This window comes from Streptomyces sp. NPDC091387 (assembly GCF_044756945.1).
Classification (GTDB): Bacteria; Actinomycetota; Actinomycetes; order Streptomycetales; family Streptomycetaceae; genus Streptomyces.
The window spans coordinates 1-16,386 of the sequence record NZ_JBIVTZ010000016.1; the positions used below are offsets into that span (position 1 = coordinate 1).

Annotated in this window: 23 protein-coding genes and 1 tRNA gene; 4 read left to right on the top strand and 20 right to left on the bottom strand. The window is 64.6% G+C overall.

Going from position 1 to position 16,386, the window contains the following annotated elements; genetic code table 11:
* The first annotated feature begins 487 nt into the window (after nucleotides 1-487).
* Both ACIQM0_RS29405 and ACIQM0_RS29410 read left to right on the top strand, forming a co-directional pair.
* A complete protein-coding gene (locus ACIQM0_RS29405; RefSeq protein WP_401292310.1) occupies nucleotides 488-625 on the top strand; it encodes a hypothetical protein in 138 nt (45 codons plus the stop codon).
* Between the two features lie 254 nt (nucleotides 626-879).
* Nucleotides 880-1,479 (top strand): SMI1/KNR4 family protein, encoded by a 600-nt coding sequence (locus tag ACIQM0_RS29410; RefSeq protein ID WP_401292312.1) that lies wholly within the window; start codon nucleotides 880-882, stop codon nucleotides 1,477-1,479.
* Nucleotides 1,480-1,546: 67 nt separating this feature from the next.
* Here the strand turns inward: ACIQM0_RS29410 and ACIQM0_RS29415 are convergent, their stop codons facing one another.
* The 12 genes from ACIQM0_RS29415 to ACIQM0_RS29470 all read right to left on the bottom strand — a co-directional run bounded on the left by ACIQM0_RS29415 (nucleotide 1,547) and on the right by ACIQM0_RS29470 (nucleotide 8,885).
* Complete coding sequence (locus ACIQM0_RS29415; RefSeq protein ID WP_401292315.1) at nucleotides 1,547-2,683, bottom strand: tyrosine-type recombinase/integrase; 1,137 nt, start codon at nucleotides 2,681-2,683, stop codon at nucleotides 1,547-1,549.
* On the bottom strand, nucleotides 2,683-2,910 hold the full coding sequence (locus tag ACIQM0_RS29420; RefSeq protein ID WP_401292317.1) for a helix-turn-helix domain-containing protein: 228 nt from the start codon (nucleotides 2,908-2,910) through the stop codon (nucleotides 2,683-2,685). The genes ACIQM0_RS29415 and ACIQM0_RS29420 overlap by 1 nt, the downstream gene beginning before the upstream one ends.
* Complete coding sequence (gene repSA, locus ACIQM0_RS29425) at nucleotides 2,907-4,322, bottom strand: replication initiator protein RepSA (protein ID WP_401292320.1); 1,416 nt, start codon at nucleotides 4,320-4,322, stop codon at nucleotides 2,907-2,909. The genes ACIQM0_RS29420 and repSA overlap by 4 nt, the downstream gene beginning before the upstream one ends.
* A 91-nt stretch (nucleotides 4,323-4,413) precedes the next feature.
* A complete protein-coding gene (locus ACIQM0_RS29430; protein WP_401292323.1) occupies nucleotides 4,414-4,725 on the bottom strand; it encodes a SpdD-like protein in 312 nt (103 codons plus the stop codon).
* Between the two features lie 27 nt (nucleotides 4,726-4,752).
* The gene (locus tag ACIQM0_RS29435) at nucleotides 4,753-4,908 is read right to left on the bottom strand and encodes a hypothetical protein (RefSeq protein ID WP_367444574.1); all 156 of its coding nucleotides are present in this window, start codon (nucleotides 4,906-4,908) and stop codon (nucleotides 4,753-4,755) included.
* Between the two features lie 12 nt (nucleotides 4,909-4,920).
* Nucleotides 4,921-5,112, bottom strand: coding sequence for a mobile element transfer protein (locus ACIQM0_RS29440; protein WP_401292326.1), 192 nt, complete (start codon nucleotides 5,110-5,112; stop codon nucleotides 4,921-4,923).
* Between the two features lie 5 nt (nucleotides 5,113-5,117).
* Nucleotides 5,118-5,303: a hypothetical protein gene (locus ACIQM0_RS29445; protein ID WP_401292328.1), complete on the bottom strand. Its 186-nt coding sequence runs from the start codon at nucleotides 5,301-5,303 to the stop codon at nucleotides 5,118-5,120.
* A gap of 18 nt (nucleotides 5,304-5,321) precedes the next feature.
* Nucleotides 5,322-5,987: a DUF2637 domain-containing protein gene (locus tag ACIQM0_RS29450; protein ID WP_401292331.1), complete on the bottom strand. Its 666-nt coding sequence runs from the start codon at nucleotides 5,985-5,987 to the stop codon at nucleotides 5,322-5,324.
* Complete coding sequence (locus ACIQM0_RS29455) at nucleotides 5,987-6,169, bottom strand: hypothetical protein (protein WP_397930787.1); 183 nt, start codon at nucleotides 6,167-6,169, stop codon at nucleotides 5,987-5,989. The genes ACIQM0_RS29450 and ACIQM0_RS29455 overlap by 1 nt, the downstream gene beginning before the upstream one ends.
* A gap of 79 nt (nucleotides 6,170-6,248) precedes the next feature.
* Nucleotides 6,249-7,601 (bottom strand): FtsK/SpoIIIE domain-containing protein, encoded by a 1,353-nt coding sequence (locus ACIQM0_RS29460; RefSeq protein ID WP_401292334.1) that lies wholly within the window; start codon nucleotides 7,599-7,601, stop codon nucleotides 6,249-6,251.
* Between the two features lie 2 nt (nucleotides 7,602-7,603).
* Complete coding sequence (locus ACIQM0_RS29465) at nucleotides 7,604-7,966, bottom strand: hypothetical protein (RefSeq protein ID WP_360429240.1); 363 nt, start codon at nucleotides 7,964-7,966, stop codon at nucleotides 7,604-7,606.
* 139 nt (nucleotides 7,967-8,105) lie between these two features.
* Entirely contained in the window at nucleotides 8,106-8,885 is a 780-nt protein-coding gene (locus ACIQM0_RS29470) for a GntR family transcriptional regulator (RefSeq protein WP_401292337.1), read from the bottom strand.
* 18 nt (nucleotides 8,886-8,903) lie between these two features.
* Here ACIQM0_RS29470 and ACIQM0_RS29475 point away from each other — a divergent pair, with 18 nt between their 5' ends.
* Complete coding sequence (locus ACIQM0_RS29475) at nucleotides 8,904-9,368, top strand: NUDIX hydrolase (RefSeq protein ID WP_401292339.1); 465 nt, start codon at nucleotides 8,904-8,906, stop codon at nucleotides 9,366-9,368.
* Nucleotides 9,369-9,736: 368 nt separating this feature from the next.
* Here ACIQM0_RS29475 and ACIQM0_RS29480 read toward each other — a convergent pair whose 3' ends face one another.
* The 7 genes from ACIQM0_RS29480 to ACIQM0_RS29510 all read right to left on the bottom strand — a co-directional run bounded on the left by ACIQM0_RS29480 (nucleotide 9,737) and on the right by ACIQM0_RS29510 (nucleotide 15,269).
* A complete protein-coding gene (locus tag ACIQM0_RS29480; protein ID WP_401292341.1) occupies nucleotides 9,737-10,435 on the bottom strand; it encodes an MAE_28990/MAE_18760 family HEPN-like nuclease in 699 nt (232 codons plus the stop codon).
* Nucleotides 10,432-11,577, bottom strand: a complete 1,146-nt coding sequence (locus tag ACIQM0_RS29485; protein ID WP_401292344.1) for a DUF262 domain-containing protein — start codon at nucleotides 11,575-11,577, stop codon at nucleotides 10,432-10,434. Before ACIQM0_RS29485 ends, ACIQM0_RS29480 begins: the two co-directional genes overlap by 4 nt.
* Nucleotides 11,577-12,728 carry a hypothetical protein gene (locus ACIQM0_RS29490; protein ID WP_401292346.1) on the bottom strand — a complete coding sequence of 384 codons (1,152 nt, stop codon included), beginning with the start codon at nucleotides 12,726-12,728 and terminating at the stop codon, nucleotides 11,577-11,579. The genes ACIQM0_RS29485 and ACIQM0_RS29490 overlap by 1 nt, the downstream gene beginning before the upstream one ends.
* 466 nt (nucleotides 12,729-13,194) lie before the next feature.
* On the bottom strand, nucleotides 13,195-13,503 hold the full coding sequence (locus ACIQM0_RS29495; RefSeq protein ID WP_401292349.1) for a hypothetical protein: 309 nt from the start codon (nucleotides 13,501-13,503) through the stop codon (nucleotides 13,195-13,197).
* A complete protein-coding gene (locus tag ACIQM0_RS29500) occupies nucleotides 13,500-14,243 on the bottom strand; it encodes a GntR family transcriptional regulator (protein WP_401292351.1) in 744 nt (247 codons plus the stop codon). Before ACIQM0_RS29500 ends, ACIQM0_RS29495 begins: the two co-directional genes overlap by 4 nt.
* A complete protein-coding gene (locus ACIQM0_RS29505) occupies nucleotides 14,240-14,464 on the bottom strand; it encodes a hypothetical protein (protein ID WP_319701601.1) in 225 nt (74 codons plus the stop codon). The genes ACIQM0_RS29500 and ACIQM0_RS29505 overlap by 4 nt, the downstream gene beginning before the upstream one ends.
* A gap of 526 nt (nucleotides 14,465-14,990) precedes the next feature.
* Nucleotides 14,991-15,269 (bottom strand): hypothetical protein, encoded by a 279-nt coding sequence (locus tag ACIQM0_RS29510; protein ID WP_401292354.1) that lies wholly within the window; start codon nucleotides 15,267-15,269, stop codon nucleotides 14,991-14,993.
* 78 nt (nucleotides 15,270-15,347) lie between these two features.
* On the opposite strand from ACIQM0_RS29510, the gene ACIQM0_RS29515 reads away from it, so the two are divergent.
* On the top strand, nucleotides 15,348-16,103 hold the full coding sequence (locus ACIQM0_RS29515; protein ID WP_401292356.1) for a GntR family transcriptional regulator: 756 nt from the start codon (nucleotides 15,348-15,350) through the stop codon (nucleotides 16,101-16,103).
* A gap of 163 nt (nucleotides 16,104-16,266) precedes the next feature.
* Here ACIQM0_RS29515 and ACIQM0_RS29520 read toward each other — a convergent pair.
* A tRNA-Ser gene (locus ACIQM0_RS29520) sits at nucleotides 16,267-16,353 on the bottom strand.
* Nucleotides 16,354-16,386 lie beyond the last annotated feature (33 nt).

Genomic DNA, 16,386 nt, shown 5'->3' on the forward strand with positions numbered 1-16,386 from the left:
ACGGCCGCCTTACCGCCGGACGAGTGTAGGCCGACCAGCCCACCGAAAAACCTGTAGGCCAAACAGACGAACCACACCTGATTCCTGATAGACCCTGCGGTTGATCGAAAGTGGCTGTCGGGGCGGGTGAATCTGGCTGTGTCCGTGCATGAGGACAGGGCCTCTGGTGCAGTTCGGAGTTGTCGAGACGCCGAGTACGCCAGAAGGCCCTGTTGTCCATGTTGTACGTGGTCGAGGGTGAGGATCTCAACTCGTCGGTCGTGTCTTGCGATTGTCTCGCTCATCGGTTCGGGAACGCGGCCGATCGCCCTGGCCGGGCGCCGGTGTGCAGCATGGATCTGACGGACGTCGAGTGGCGGGAGATCCGTCCGTTGCTGCCGGTGCCGGGGTGGCTGGAGGGCCGGGGCGGGCGTCCGGAGGGCTACTGCCACCGCCAGATGCTCGATGCTGCTTCTACGTCCTGGACAACGGGATCACGTGGCGGGCGATGCCGGTGGACTTCCCCGCCTGGGACCGGGTCTACGCCTTCTTCCGGCGACGGCGCGAGGCCGGCCTGATCGCCGAGCTCCACAACCGGCTGCGCGGGAAGGTCCGCGAGCGGGCGTACAGGGGCGGTTCAAGCTGAGACAGGGCGCACGCAGAAGGGGCGCCCCTGATCCGGGACGCCCCTTCTGACCTGCACATACTCTGACCTGCTGCGGTGGGTGTGGGATTTGAACCCACGGTGACATCGCTGCCACGACGGTTTTCAAGACCTTTCGAACGATCCGCGGATGAGGCGCTCCGCAGCAGGTCAGACGGGTACGACTGCCCCGGTGGAACCGTCGTCATCGTCTTCGTGCCCGCTACGTGCCCCAGGTCGTCTCCCGCAGATCTTGCATGATGACCGGCATGAACACGGAAATCTGCGGCCCAACCGAGTTGGCCGCCCTACGCGATGTCTTCGCTTCACGTCCCGAGGCGATACCGCCGGCCGGTTGGGCGGTGGTGCGGTCCTTCGAGGCGGAGCACGGCATCCTACTCCCCGAGCCGTACCGCACCTTCGTGGCGGAGGTCTGCGACGGGTTGCGCGCAGGGCCTCCCTACTACGGTCTGCTGCCCCTCGTACAAACACCGTCGGACTGGGGCTCGGACCGACCGGAGCGCCTGCTTGCCGAGCCTTTTCCGCTCACCGCGTCATGGTTGTGGGAGGAAGAGGAGTCGGAGGAGGACGAGAAGACAGTTTCGGGGCAGGAGTTGGAAGATCGGATCGACTCCGTTTTCGACCACGGCTCACTGCTGCTGGGCACCGACGGCTGCGGCATGTACTGGCTCCTGATCGTCACCGGCCCGCAGCGCGGTCACGTCTGGCTGATCGATGAGAACGGCGCGGCGCCTTTCGGTACCCGGCCGGACAGTTCCCTGATGCCGGGCACGCCCGGTTTCGCAGGGTGGGCAACCCACTGGACCCAGGGCCACTCCTGGTTCACCGAGGCCTAGAGCAACGAAAAGGCGCCCTTGGCGCTCTTCCCGGCCAAGGGCACCACCTTGTGTTCACATCACAGGGCTATTTCCATGCCTCAGGCGAGTTGCTGTTTTCGTGCTCTTTCATCCATGCATCAGCAGCTTCCGCCACTTGGTCATCGCGGCCCGCGACGGGACGGGCATAGTGACGGGTCGTGACGCTCGCGTTCGAGTGTCCGAGTCGGTGCGCGGCGGTCATCACGCCGTATCGGTCGGCGACCCATGTGCCGTGCGAGGCGCGGAGATCATGCGGAGTGACGTCAGTGAGCTCGGCCGCCGCCACGGCGGGGTCGAAATACGCCTTGCGCCACTGGTTGTAGCGCAGAGGCTTGCCGCCGGGCGTGACGAAGAGGAGGGCGTCCTCCCCGCCGGGCAGCGTCTCCAGGTGCCGGCCGATCCGCGCCGCGAGTGACGGCCCGATTCGCAGGACCCGCTTCTGATGGGACTTGGGGGTGTCGAAGACGAGGGTGCCGTTCGCTTCGGCCAGATTCTCATCGACGAGGACCAGGCCGCCCGACACATCGATGTCCGCTCGCCGCAGCGCGAATGCCTCCCCGACCCGCAAGCCCGCGTAGGCCAGCAAGGAGATCAGCAGGTCATGCGGTTTCGTCGCGCTCCGCACGATCCGTGAGGCTTCCAGCGGGGTGAGGATGTGCGGCTCGGTCTGCGGCATGCGAGGCAGCTTCACGCCCCTGCACGGGGTCTGTCCGATCATCTCGTTGTCGACGGCCGCTCGCATGATCTGCGAGAGCACCCGGTAGGCCTGCCTGATCCGCGATGCGCTGAGACCACGGGTCTTCATCGCACCGACCCATTCGACGATGGTGATAGGCCGGAGGCTGGACAGCTCACGGTCACCGAGCGCCGGAACGATCAGCGAGTTGATCAGGGATCGGTACGACGCCTGTGTCTTGTGCTTGAGCTGCGGGGAGACCGCGGTGAGCCATCGTGCCGACCAGTCGCGGACGGTGGTCCGTCCCTCGGTGGGATCGAGCCAGCGGCCCTCCTCCATCTCGATTCGCTTCCGTGCCAGCCAGCGATCGGCGTCCGTCGTTGTCGCGAACGTCTGATCAGCGGCACGCAGTACGCCGTCAGGCCCCGGATACCGAGCCTGGAACCGGCCGGACGGCAGCTTCCGGATCCGGCCGAAGGCGCGTCGGGACTTGCGCTTGGCGGCCATCAGGCAGCCCTCCGGTACGGGTACGCCGACGCAGGCCGCAGGACGAGCGGCGCCACCGTGTGGGCACTGACGTACTCCTCCACGGCACTCTCGGGGATGCGGACGTGTCGGCCGACCTTGACGAACGTGATGCGGCGTTCCTCAATGAGTCGGCGAGGGAAGCGAAGACCTGTGCCGAGGCGTTCGGCGACCTGATTCACGGACAGCAGTCGGTCCGCCACGGTCACCACTCCCCCTCGTCGGCAGTGCGTCCCTTCAGTACGTCGCGGGCGGTCTCACGGTTGGTCTGGAGGTCACGGGCGATGGTGGCGGCGAGAGCTCCTTCGCCGGGGGTGTGCCCGTGGCCGACGTACTGCCAGTCCGTCAGGACGAGGACGGTGTCCGGTTCACGGTCGGCCAGGCCGAGGACGGTCGCTTCCTGTGAAGCGCGGTAGTCGGCGCGTTCCTGGCGGAGGGCACCGAGGGTGGTCGAGTAGGTGCGGGACTTGGACGAAAAGTGGCCGCGAAAGCCGAGCATGTGCGCCCAGGCCCAGAGGCGCCGGTCCGGATAGAGGCTGTCGAGCTCACGGCACGCGGTGATGAGCCGACGGGTGTGATCGGGAACGCGGTGGCGGTCGAGTTCGGCGAGTTCACTGATACGGCGGTCCAGGGTGCCCGTGTTCTCGGCGGCTTTGGTGGCGTACTTGGCCACGTACGAGGCGACTGCCTGTTCGGTGACGTCTGAACCGTCGCCGAAGGCCTTGACCGGGCGGACGTCGAGCTGTCGGCCCCACCGGAAGGTTCGGGACGGCTGGCCACCGGCAGCCGGTACGGAGACCGACGTGTACGAGTGCGCGGCTGCGGCTCGTATCGCGTCGGTGAGGAGATCGACCGTCGCCCAAGAGGGCGGCGGAGTACAAGGTCCCTCCGGGCCGTCGAGACGTACGACGGCGTGGAAGTGGAGGGCTCCGCGCTTCTGAAATTCGGCGACCTTGCCGAAGGAGACGCGGAGATGGTCGCCCAGCTCACCGCGTGGGATGCCCGCGTGGACGGCGAGTTCGCGGCGGAGTCGGGTGGTGAAACGCTGCCAGAGCTCCCCCGCGTGGTTATTGAAGAGCACAGCGCCCGCGTAGTCGTAGGTCTCCGGATCAAGGGCGGAGCCCAGGTCCGGGGAGTCGGAGGCGTGCGCCGTGCCGCAACGGCAGGTGCCCCGGTCAGGGCGGTTGTGAACAGGGCCGAACGAGGGTGCGGTGAGGGTGGCGAAGACGCGCGGGTGTTCGCGAACTGCGGCGGGGATATCGCGGCGGTCGTCTCCGGCGAGGCCGGCGCGGATCAGGTGGTAGGTATCGCCTGAGTAGGTCCAGGCGCAGGAGGGACAGCGGGACGCGCGGCGGTTGCCGCAGGCGATGCGGAGGCGTCCGCCCGGCTCGTACGCGGTCGAGTAGCGGTGCAGGGTCTCGCCGGTGGTCTTGTCTTTGTGGGTTACCCAGCCGCTCAGATGGACGGGGTCGGCACAGCCGCCGGTGCGGCGGATCTGGTCCTCCCAGCGGGAGTAGTCGGAGGCCGAGGCCACCCGCAGGACGTCCCCGAGGGTGGTCGGGTCGAGCTGTGGGGCGGGCATGGACCGCTTCTGTTTCGAGGGTGAGGGCCGGTGGGCCATGCTGGGGGTTCCTTCCGGTTGCGAGATCGATCGGTGGGCACGGCTCCCGGGCGGCGGATGCTTGGCGGTATCGAAGCCGCCCGGGGGCCGGTCAGCGGCGTTTGGCGTTGGACGCGATCAGGGAGCGCAGGACGACCGTGCAGACGGCGACCGAGGCGCTGGTGACGGCGACCGCCAGGAGCAGCGAGACCAGGACGGTGCCGACGACCAGGACGACGGCAGTACCGGCACCGACGAGGGCGACCGCGGTGCCGGGGGTCAGCTGTACGACCGGACGGGCCGGCGCAGGGGCGTCGGGTGCCGGGGCGGGCGTGCCCGGCGTGATGGTGGTCGGCTGGACGACGGCGGGCGGGGTGACCAGGCCCGAGGGCTGCGGCATGGTCGGGATCTTGGGCTGGAACATGGGTGGTTCTCCTCTCCCGGGCGCGGGTTACTTGACGGCGGTGTCGATGACGGAGGCGAAGAGGCTGTCGGCGAGGAGGTAGCCGCCGAGGAGGAGCACGCAGATCAGCCACACCGGCGGGCGGAAGAGCTTCACGCCGAGGTAGCCGACAGCCAACAGGGCGAACCAGAGGGGGACGTCCATGGACGCTGTCTCCTAACGGACGGTGCAGCGGTGGGTGCGGGCGGCGAGTTGGGCGGCGGTCCGGCTGGAGTAGTCGGCGGACCAGCCGCAGCGGTCGGCGGTGCAGACTGCGGCGTGGGCGGTGCGGCCGGTGCGGTCGCGCTGGGTGCCGATCTGCACGGGGCCGATACGCATCACGGAATGGAAGCTGTCGCGAGCGGGCATGCCGGTCAGCCCCTGTCGGTCGCGGGGTCGGGGTACTGGGCGCGGATGCTGCGGGCGGTGGCCGGGTCGTCAACGCGTCGAGCGGCCTCCTCGGCAAGCAGGTAGGCGAGGAAGGGGCGTCCGGCCGCGGCCATGTCCCGCGCGCTGTTGAGGTAGTCGGCCACGGTCAGGTCGGCGGAATTGTTGGTCATCTCTGATCTCCCTTGCGATCAGTTGAGGTGGGCGGCGATGGCGTCGGCGAGGTGGGGCGGGACGCCGAGGCGTGAGCGGAGGGTGTCGGTGTCCATCGGAGAGCCGGTGCGCGTGCGGTACTCGTCGGCGACCTTGCGGGCGTGGTCGACCAGTGCGGCGGGAACGGGCGGAGCCGGGGACGGGGCCGGGGGCGAGGAGAGGGCCTTTGTGGCAGGGGGCTCATCGGCCTGGGATGGGATCGGGGCGGCGTCAGGCACACGCGCTGGCTCGACGTCCTTCGTCTCCGTGGCGGTGGCCGACGGAACTGGCTCCGGCCTCCCCGACGAGTGGGCGAGGAGAGTGCCGCCGAGGAAGGCGAGGGCGGGCCATCCGGCGATGCCGAGCCGGAGTGGGGCCGGCGGGTCGGCCAGGTCGAGGAACCCGGCGGTGGCGACGTTGGCGCCGAGCGAGGCGAACAGGGCGATCAGGAACCAGCACCAGGCCAACCGGGACGGTCCCTCGCTGCGCAGCCGACGCCAGGCGGCGACAAGGAGCAGGTCGACGCTGACCGGGTAGGCCCATGCCTTCCAGCCGTCCTGTCCGGCCGCGGCGGCGAGGTCGTGCAGGTGGGCGAAGGACAGAGCTCCGGCGATGACCGCCTGGATCAACACCGCGTCGATCCGGAGACCGTGCCGGGCGCCCATCAGGAGTCCTCAGCGGGGTCGGAGTCGTCCGGGAACGTGCCCGGCGGCTCCGGCAGCGACACGGCGAGGGACGGGCTGACGACGTCCACGAAGTCGAGATCAGCGCCGTCCATGTCTGCGTACAGGGCGAGTTGGCCGAGCAGAAGCACGGTCCGGGCGAAGTCCTCGCAGTCGGGGCACATGGCCGTTCTCCCTTCTCTGGGCATGGCAGTGGTAGGGACTCGGCGCGAAGACGATCACGCCTACCGGTCGGGGGAGAGATCAGGCGGTGGCCGGAGATGCCTTCGCCGATGGCACAAGCTCGGTGGCGGTGCCGGTGGTGGGCCGGAAAGGGGCCAGCTCTGGCAGGTCCGGGGTCCTGTCGGCGTACCGGTTGCAGAGGTTCACGGCCTGGCGGAGCGAAGTGTGCGGAGCGCGGATGCGGTGCCAACCGCCGGACGCGTCTCCCGCGATGGCGAGGCCTCGCAGTTCGGCGGGAATCTGGATGGCGGCGAGGACCGCGTCCGGGGCGATGTCGCCGAAGGCCATGTTGGCGGAGGTCTCGTCGTTGAGACGGTGGGCGGTGCGGCCGGTGAGTTGAGCGCGGAGCATGGTGATGCCCTTGCCGAGTTCGGAGCCGAAGCGCTGTCCGCAGATTTCGAGGTAGATACCGGCGGCGCGGCCGAGCTGCGCGAGACGGACCAGGGCGGTGATGATGCGGTCCCGCCGCTTCTCCTCCTGCTTCGTTGCGTACAGGGCGAGTTCGGCCACCTCGTCGACCAGGACGACAACCGGGGTCGGACGGAGCTCATCAGGCAGGTCCCAGATGTCGGCGGCGATCTCCGCGTCCGGCACATCGACGGTGATGCGCTGCTGGGTACGGATGAGGCGGTAGACGTCCGCCATCCGCGCCACGAGTGCATCCAGGAGTTCGGCAGCGGTGTCCGGGCTGTCGGCCAGCGCTGAGAACCGGCGCGCCAGCGGGAAGAGTTCGACCCCCTGCTTGCAGTCGATGCCGACGAGGGCGACGTCCAGAGGAGCAAGGCCGGCGACCAGGTTGCGTTGGTAGACGGACTTGCCGGACTCCGTGGCGCCGAGGGTGAGGGCGTGAGGTATCGCGCGGTAGTCGCGGTAGTGCACCGACCCGTCCTCCCGAAGGGCGACCGGTACCCGCATCACCCGGGTCTCCGTCTCAGCAGGCATCTGCACCCGCTTGAGCACGTCGTATCCGGTCATCCGCACCTCTACGACACCGGACCGCACCTCACGCGAGGTCACGCCGAACATCGAGAACGAGTGCCGAAGCCGGTCCGAGGCCGCGGCGATGTCGAAGACGTCCTGCCCGGGACGGAGCTTGAGTCGGAGGACCAGGCCGGTGCGAGTCGGCCACAGTCGCCGGATACGCGGTGGGCGGGGCTCAGGTATCGGCCGGTTGGTGGCCCGAGCCAGGGCTAACCGCCACCGCGCCGGCGGAACGGTCAACCCGCACGCGTCCATGACCGAGCGGTACCGGACCAAGACCCGCAGCGCGGCCAGAGTGACCCCGAAGGCCAGCCAGTACCAGGCGGGCCGCCGCCACCGCAGGAGACCCGCAGCGGCGACGACCAGCACCAGAGCGACCGTGAAGGCGGTCATGATCAGGCCGCCTTCGACCCTGTGGCGGCGGCGACGTCGGCGAGCGAGGTGACCGCGACCGCGCGGAACGCGATGCCGTGCCGCCGCTGACCGTTGAAGTCGTTCTCCCACGGACGGGCGACCAGGCCGGTGAGCGCGACCGGCGTGCCCATGGCCAGCTCACCGGTGATCCCGGGCTCCGGAACGGTGACGGACAGGATTTCCACCTCCTCGTTCGCCGCGAACATCACGTCCACGGTCATGAGCTGAGCACCGGTCTCCATGTCGGTGGCGATCTCACCGGTGCGGCGGTCACGGACCTTGACCTGCGGAGGCTTGGCGACCATCACGACAGCGCTGGAGGTGTCGACGGGAATCTGACGCACAGCAGATCACTCCTCTATAGCTGCTGAACTTCGCCACTCATATACATGAGTGACATGAAGAAGAGTGCATCACTCCTGTACATGAGTCAACCCGCCGCGAAGAAGAACTCACGACGGGTTGAGGGGAGTTGAGCGGGCGTCAGTCGCCGGCAGGGATCCGATACTCAAAAACGAACTGGTCAGCGGCCATGAGCGTGTCGCACACCTCGACCACGCGACCCGCGGTCGTACGGGCCTCCCGGATCAGGTGAACCAGCGGTGCACCCGGGCTGAGCGCCAGCTCTGACGCCTCCGACTTCGAGGCCGGGCGCGCTTGCAGTGTCTCGACGAACTCCGCGAACTCATGACCGTGGTCTTCAAGTCGGGCGTAGATGCCACCGCCCCCGGGGTTCTCGGCGAACAGCTCCGGGATCTCCTTCACCACGTCCCAGGGCAGGTAGGACGAGGCGGTCTCGACCGGGGTGCCGTTACGGAAGTAGAGGCGCCGACGGGCCAGCACCTGCGTACCGGCGGGGACTCCCAGGCGCTCGGCGGCATCCTCGGGCGCGTCCATGGGCCCGATGTAGAGGACGCTGACCTTCGCGGTGGCACCGGACTGCGCGGACTCCGCGAGGTAGGCAGCCTGGCCACCCTGCCGGAGCGAGCGCCGGAAGCGATCGGAAGAGCGGTGCCGCACGGGAGGCCGGTTCTTCACGATCGAGCCCTTGCCGTGCCGGGTCTCGACGAGCCCACTCGCCCGCACCTCGACCATGGCCTTACGGATCGTCCCACCGGAGACGCCGTAGCGGTCCACCAGCTCGGATTCACTCGGCACCATGTCGCCGGCCTTGAGAACCCCCGCCCGGATCTGCTGCACGAGGTCATCAGCGATCTGCACATACCGAGGCCCGGAACCGGCCCCACCCGCCGCAGTTCCCATAGTCCTTCCCTGCCTCCTATGCTCCTCTACATGAGTCAACCACAGGAAGCGGCACCCACTCCCCTGCACTCCGTGTCCGTCGCCGGAGTAGTAGTGCGCGAGGACGGCCGCCTCCTGGCGATCCGCCGAGCCGACAACGGCACCTGGGAGCTCCCCGGCGGCATCCTCGAACTCAACGAGACACCGGAAGCCGGCGTCGCCCGCGAGGTCTTGGAAGAGACAGGCATCCACGTCGAGGTGGACCAGCTCACCGGCGTCTACAAGAACACGACCCGAGGCATCGTCGCCCTAGTCTTCCGCTGCAAGCCCTCCGGCGGCACCGAGCGCACATCAAGCGAGTCGACAGCCGTCTCCTGGCTCACACCCGACGAGGTCAGCGAGCGCATGGCCGAGGTCTACGCGGTCCGTCTCCTGGACGCCCTGGACGGCAACGGCCCTCACGTGCGGAGCCACGACGGCAAGCAGCTCATCACAGCGGGATAAGACTTTCTCTACTTCATCAAGGCCCGCGCACGGCGCGGGCGCCGCCTCTGCGGCGCGGCCTGCCTCCTGTCTGCGCCCCGGCTGGCCGCGCCCGGCGGCGCGCTACGTGCTGCGGGCATGAAGTGGGGAAGAAACCCGCTGTGGCTGGGGCGGTCGGCTCCACGGCTTTAGCCACCTCCCCGGTTCGGGTCCCGCGTCGAGCAAGACCAGGGGGCCACTCGTTCAAATTCCGGGCAGGATCACAGCCTGCCCGAGTTGCCGGCCAGCGTACGGCCCCCTGATCATGCTCGACCCCAAACCGGGCAGGACACCGGCCAAACCCGCTCCGCCGACCTGGAGGAACGGGACCCGTTCTCCCCCTTGGTCCATCAATCAACCTCGATTGCACCCTTTCTGAACCATCCATTGGAGGCAGCCAGGGTAATCAAGCGGATGAGATCCTTCATGAACTCTTCACACTTTTCGCGATGGGCATTAAACATTCCAGCCGATATACGCTCTCGCCGACTACCATGCGCAATATCATTGCGTGCATTCTTTACAAACTCGATAGAACTATACTGCGGCTTTGAAACCTGACTAGTCGGAATTGCGAGCATGTAAAGGCAGCGCCTCAGAACATCCCGACCGAGGTTCATCTCCATCGATGCCACTACTTCCGAAACAAGTGAAACAGGAGAATCTGCCATGGAATGCATTTTCTCAACGAAGGCCACTTGATTTATTGCCCGCCGAGTCAGCCTGCCGTCCTCATCTTTACCTTCATCAGAATTCACATTCTTGCGAACCGCTTCGAACTCATCGGTCAAAGCTGCAGCCATAAGTTGAGGCTGTAGATCTTTGATCATAAGCGACTCGCTATTAATTGCGCCAACGTACACCGCAAAGGCGTTTCTAGTGAAACCCTCAAGATGCGCGTACTGCATTACCAGAATCGTACGCATCGATGCCGCAGACCATTGATCGCGAGGCTCATCCCCCAGAAGCTTGTTCTTGAGATGGCGAAGCTCGTCTAGCCGCCAAGCAAGATCTTCCTCCAACTCGGCCCGAAGTTCTGCGATGTTCAATCGAGGGCCCTCTCAAAGCGTTCTGAGAAGTATTCGATTCGAGCACGCAAAGCGTTCCGCTCATTCTTGCCACCACCGGTCGCTTTCAGAAACTCCTTGTCAGCCTTACCGGTACGAACCACCTCGGCTAGCAGGCCGACGGCGTCAGCGTCCTCTGGATCCAAATCGCTAATTACTGCTTGAAGCCCTAGGACGATTCCTTCGTAATGGTAAACCGAGAATTGCGCCTTCGGTTGACCTCCCACCGTCATCGTGCCAAAAATTTTCGACCCGTAGCCCAGGCGCTCAGCAATTTTCCTAATCACTAGGAAAGTCTTTTCGAAAACACTCCTTTCGACTTCATAGTCAAAATTCACATTAACGGTTGGATCTGATACGGCTTCCAGGTAGTCGGTGAGGAAGTCGGCAATGTCATGCTTGTACAGGTGCCGAACGTTCTTGAATGCGAAGAACCTGAGTACAAGCTCTTGGTCGAACTTCCGCTTTTTCGCATTCTCGGTAATTGCATCAACCGAATATGAAAAGTCGGCATTGTTGCTGAGATTCACAATAAAATGATTGAAGTCATTATTCAAGAGTCGGATCGTCGCGTTCCTAACCTCTTGTTCGGCGAGCCGTTCTCCACCGGTGTTCAACCTCTTGAACATGTAATAGCGGAGTCGAGGGTCGCTCTCTTTCCGCAAAATTTCCGCTCTGATGTAACTCCTTTTAAGCTTAATCTCTAGCGCGCGTGGCAGATCTGCGTATGTTTTCCCATTGAGTTCTTCGACAATATCGCAATCTGAAAGTACCAGGGGCTCTAGAAGCTCTCCGTCGATCTGCAACTGCCCCCTAAAGTGCAGAAAGGAGGAAATTCGCTGTAGTCCATCGATCAGCTCATAAACTCTATCCTCTCTCTCAATTAGAAAAATCGGGGGGATCGGAAGCTCAAGAAGCAGTGATTCGATAAACCTTGCCTGTCCGCCCTCAGACCAACGAAACATCCGTTGAAATTCTGGATCAATGATAAGCTCGCCATCGGCGTGCATATCGGCCAGCTCATTGAATGAAAAATCCAAGCTCTGTGTGCGAACTGCCGAGATCTTTTTGTCGACAGCTTGGATCATTTCATCGGCTGTGGCAGTACTGTCTTCATTCGTCACTACTTTTTCCTCCTCAGCGTGACGACGCTCTCCGCCACCTCGCCCTTGGTGTAAGCACGCGCCGACTTATTGAGTGAAGTCAGGAGCCTTCGCACCGGAAATGCCTCCCTGTCTTCGAGAACCCATCCCCGAAGTTCCGTCTCATCGATGCAGATATCTGCCAGTGGGACCGGAATATCCTTGTAGTAAGAATCTTGAACTACAAGGTGCATAACAGCACCGACTTTAGCAACCCTAGTGATTTCGTTCAGCCCTTGACTCAAGTCACTTAGATACTGCTGCGTTTGCTTTAGGTAGTAGCCAGCGGAAGCCTTGCTTTGATGTGCTTTGACGTCGACCAAGAGCTTATTCCCGGCAATGCCGAAGCGCGGAGGATCGGTCTCTGCCTTTCGAATTAGAGTCGTCCCCATCAAAGATGAGCGAATGGAACGATCCGAAAAAACATCAAATCCTAGAATCGCCAGTTCTCGCGAGTACGCGACCGCGTAATCGATTCGGGTTAGGTAAGGAGGTGATGTCAATACGAGATCTACGGATTCAGCCGCAATCGGTAGCCGATTGGCATTTGCCGTAAGGAGCGCCACCTGTGAAGTTGTTCGACTTGAGCTAATAAGCCTCTTCTTTAGGAATCTCTGCTCTTCAACTACAAGCCGATCGATTTCGTTTGGATGGGTGCAAACTAGTTCTGCGTGTTCTTTGGCTCGCTTGACCCAGGTAGGGTTGCTTCCACCGAATTTTTTCGTGATCTCTCTTACGACCCTAAAGAGGGCCACCATACCCAGAGCATGGCTGCCAGTAGAGCTCAACGTGAAACTGTCTGACCAGTCACGAATCCTCGCAACCGTATCGGCATCAAGCCAATTACTCAGCGGGTCCTTACCCTGAGCAGTTCCCCTCCTTGAAACTGCCGGCTCCTCAAGTAGCCTGGTGCTCAGCGGCGTCAGGCAACGAAGTTGTGCTACAAGGCTCGCAATGGGATTTCGGTCTGTTCCAATTGACTTATGGCCGTTAATATTCGCCGCTAGGGTTGTCGTCCCACTACCATTCCACGGGTCAAGAACAATGAGTTCGCCTTGTGGGCCAGCTTCTTGGATCTTGCTGCATGCCCAGTCGAACGAAAATCCTGCATAGTATGGAAAGGCATCCGCCATTCCAACTGATTCTGTAGCCGGCCTCTTGGGGGATAGGGAGCCTCTCACAATTTGGCCAGGAGGGGTTAGCCCAGGGGAGAGCATAAATGAGTCCTGGACGTGATTTTGCTGGATGAGATCAGCCTGGCCTTCCACAATCCTTCTTTCGTGACTGCATAGTATCGACCACTCCAGTATATCTCATGAGATGGAACCGCTTGTCAACTCCGTGTTGTATCTGACAGGCGAGATCGACGGGGCTCTCAGGTCTGGCGCTGCAAAATTTCTTTGCCCGACTTCTTTCGACTTTAGGTAATATCAGCCATTCGCTCTTCAGTCATCGGTTACTGAGATTCACTCGTAATATCGTTGGCTACCGCGACGGGCGCCAGAGCTATGAAGCTGGCCGACAAAACCAGAGGCCCATGGCTCTGATCTGGTAAGAGCCATGGGCCTCTCTTGCCGTGCAGGTCGGCGAGATCGTAGATCAATAGGCGGACTCACGCGGATCGCTCGTTGCCAGGAGGCGACCGCGACTCGTTGCGATGCGGAAGACGTCTCGCAGAGCCCCGGTCAGCTCTGTGATCAGGCACCGCATCTCGTCGATTGACGTGTCCTGGTTGTCGAGAGCTTCTGAGGCCTCCTCCACCAGTTCGCTTGCCGTGCTGAGTTGGACTGCTTCGATGCCGTCCGCGAGGCGGGACATGTAGCCGGCCGGGTCGTCGGTGCTCAGGTAGCAGGGCTTGTCCCCTGGGCCTGACCACGGGAGAAGCCGAAGTTCGCTCGGTGTTGTCATCCTTGGGTTGGCCTCTCGTTGAGCACGTGGTGGGCGGTGAAGACGGCGTCGACTCGGTCTCCCGGAAAGGCCAGGAGCGCGGCTTCTACGACGCGGCCGTTGGTGTCGGTGGCGATGCGCGTGATCGCGAGCACGGCCATGTTGTTTCCGATGCGGAGGGCCGACGCTTCGTCTGGGGTGGGGGAGCGGGCGGAGACCGTCTCTCGGATGGTGGCCGGCGACGGGCCGAGGACGGCGAATCGGGTGGCTGCCTCCCGGCATACTGAGTCGTCGTCGAGGACCCCGGCCGGGGCCAGGTCGCGCGGTATGTAGATGCGGGCCAGCCCGTGCGGCGACCCTTGTTCGAGGCTGAGGCAGGTGTACTCCGCGAGGGGGCTGCCCGTCGGCACCTTCAGCAACGTCGTCAGTTGCACGGAGGCCGGAACCGTGGTGCTGCGAACCGTGATGCGCAACGTTGGCTCAGCCGCGGTCCAGGGGTCCAGCGTGCCCCAGCCGCCGACGTACATGATCTTGCGGCGTGGGTGACGGACGTAGTTGCCCTTGCCGTGGATCTTCTCGACGAGTCCTTCGCCCTGGAGCACGGCGAGAGCGCGTCGCAGGGTCACCGTGCTGACCCTGTACCGGGCGGCTAGGCCGGCTTCGGACGGGAGGCGTTCGCCAGGCTTGATGCTGCCCGTCGTGATCTGGTGGCGCAGATCGTCTGCGATGTCGTGATGGCGTCGGGGCACGGAGCGGGTCACCGCCTTCTCAGCAGTCGCAAGGCGATGAGCCGGGTGCGAGCGTGTATGGCCAGCAGTTCGCCCGACTCGAAGACCAGTTGCTTGGCTCCTTGAGGGAGCTGGAAGAGGTCACTCACCCGGCAGGCCTGACCGCCGAGTTCGATGATGTCGCCGCGCTGCACGGTGGCCGCAGTGACCTCGACGGTGGAGACCAGCGCGCCGCCGGGGGCTGGGGTCCTCATGCCACCGCCCCCACGGGCACGGACGGGTCGGGGGTCGAGTGGCACGGGCAGATGCACTCCTCGTAGATCACCGGTACGTCGTCCGTTGCCGCAGGCGGGGCCGGGTCGGTGCAGGAGTGGTGCGTCCCGATCCAGCAGGCGATCGAGCGGTAGGGGACGGAAGTCGTGCCCGTCGGGTGCGGTTGTCGGCGAGGAGGCATCAGTGGGCCCCTGCGAGGGCCGACCATGCGTCGGTTGGCAGATGCGGGGCGACGAGCACTGTGCGCGTCCGTGCACGCTGCTCTTCCCAGGCCAGCAGGTACGGACGGACAAGCGCGACGTCCTCTCCCCTCAGCGGGTAACGGTGGACCGTCTCGGCCGGAGCCCGCTCCAGGGGGACGGTCGAAGCGTCAGCGGGCACGGGGCAGGTAAGAGAGGCCGGCGGCCGGGAGGGCGTTAACACGCGGCGGTGCCGACCGTTGGGGAAGCACCGCGCTCTGGTGCGCGCGATGGCTCGGCGGATACGGTTGAGCATGCTGTTCAGCTCCTATCGCTGATAGCCCGGTCCCCCGACGTCGCCTGTCGTGGGGACCGTTTTACGTACGACCGCCCATAAAGTGCGGCCGTTCAAGCTGGTGGCCACGAGCCCGAATCGATCGGCATCGGCCACCGCGTCCAGGACCTCCTGCCATGAATCGGAGGAGAGCGTGTCCGGCACCTCTGCCTCGACCGTCGTGAACCGGGTGTCCTCCTCCACGCGCGGGCGGAGGCCAGCGGCAGACAAGCGGGCGGCGATAGCCGCCGCGGTCACTCCCGAAGCGGACACAGCGCACCCTCCGTTGCTAGCGATCACTTTCAGTGAAGCTAGTTAACTAGATTAGAGCTAGTGGACTAGATTTTCCATATGTCTGAGCAACCGCCGTACCTCCGCATCGCCGATGAACTCCGGCGGCGTATCGCGGAGCGCGTATGGGAACCGGGTGACCGCCTCCCATCCCGCGCCCAGATCGGCCAGGAGTGCGGCGTGGGCGAGAACGTGGTGCGTAGGGCGCAGGAGTTGCTGATCTCCCAAGGAGTGCTGGAAGGCCGGGCCGGTTCGGGCACCTACGTCGCCGAGCCCCGGCAGCGGGTGAGAGTCGTCCGGTCGTCGGCGCGTGAGCAGTCCGATGGATCCCCGTTCCGCCAGGACATGAAGGCCCTTCGCCTACAGAGCGACTGGGAGAGCCGGACCGACGCGAAGGTGCCGGCCCCGGCGGAGATCGCGACGCGGCTCGGGATCGACGAGGGCGAGCCGTGCGTGCGGACTGCGTACGAGTTCCTCGCGGACGGGAAGCCGGTCCAGCTGTCGACGAGTTGGGAGCCGTACGCCGTCACTGGCGGCACTCTCGTCGTCCTCCCCGAGGGTGGACCCCACGCGGGGGCCGGGGTCGTGAACCGCATGGCCACGATCGGAGTCACCATCAGCCACGCGGTGGAACAGCCCGAGCCGCGGCACGCGACCGCCGAGGAGGCATCGCTACTCGGCATCCAGAAAGCCGCGCTCGTGACGCACATCCGGCGGACGTACTACAGCGACGACGGCCGACCCGTGGAGACAGCCGACATCGTGGTGCCCGCAGCGCACTGCGAGATCGTCTACGAGATCCCGATCAACCGCTGACGAGCCGACCCCGGCAGCTCCAAAGCCGTGGCCCAACCGTGCCCCCCGCGTGCCCCTTCCGTGCCCGATAGACCGGGAAACCAGGGGGAACAGCGGTGCCCGGCAGGGAACGGGCATGACAACGGCCCCCGACCATACGTACTGGTCAGAGGCCGTTCATCTGCGGTGGGTGTGGGATTTGAACCCACGGTGACATCGCTGCCACGACGGTTTTCAAGACCGTTCCCTTAGGCCGCTCGGGCAACCCACCCCGCGCCAGCGGTCAACAGACCGCTTTCGACAC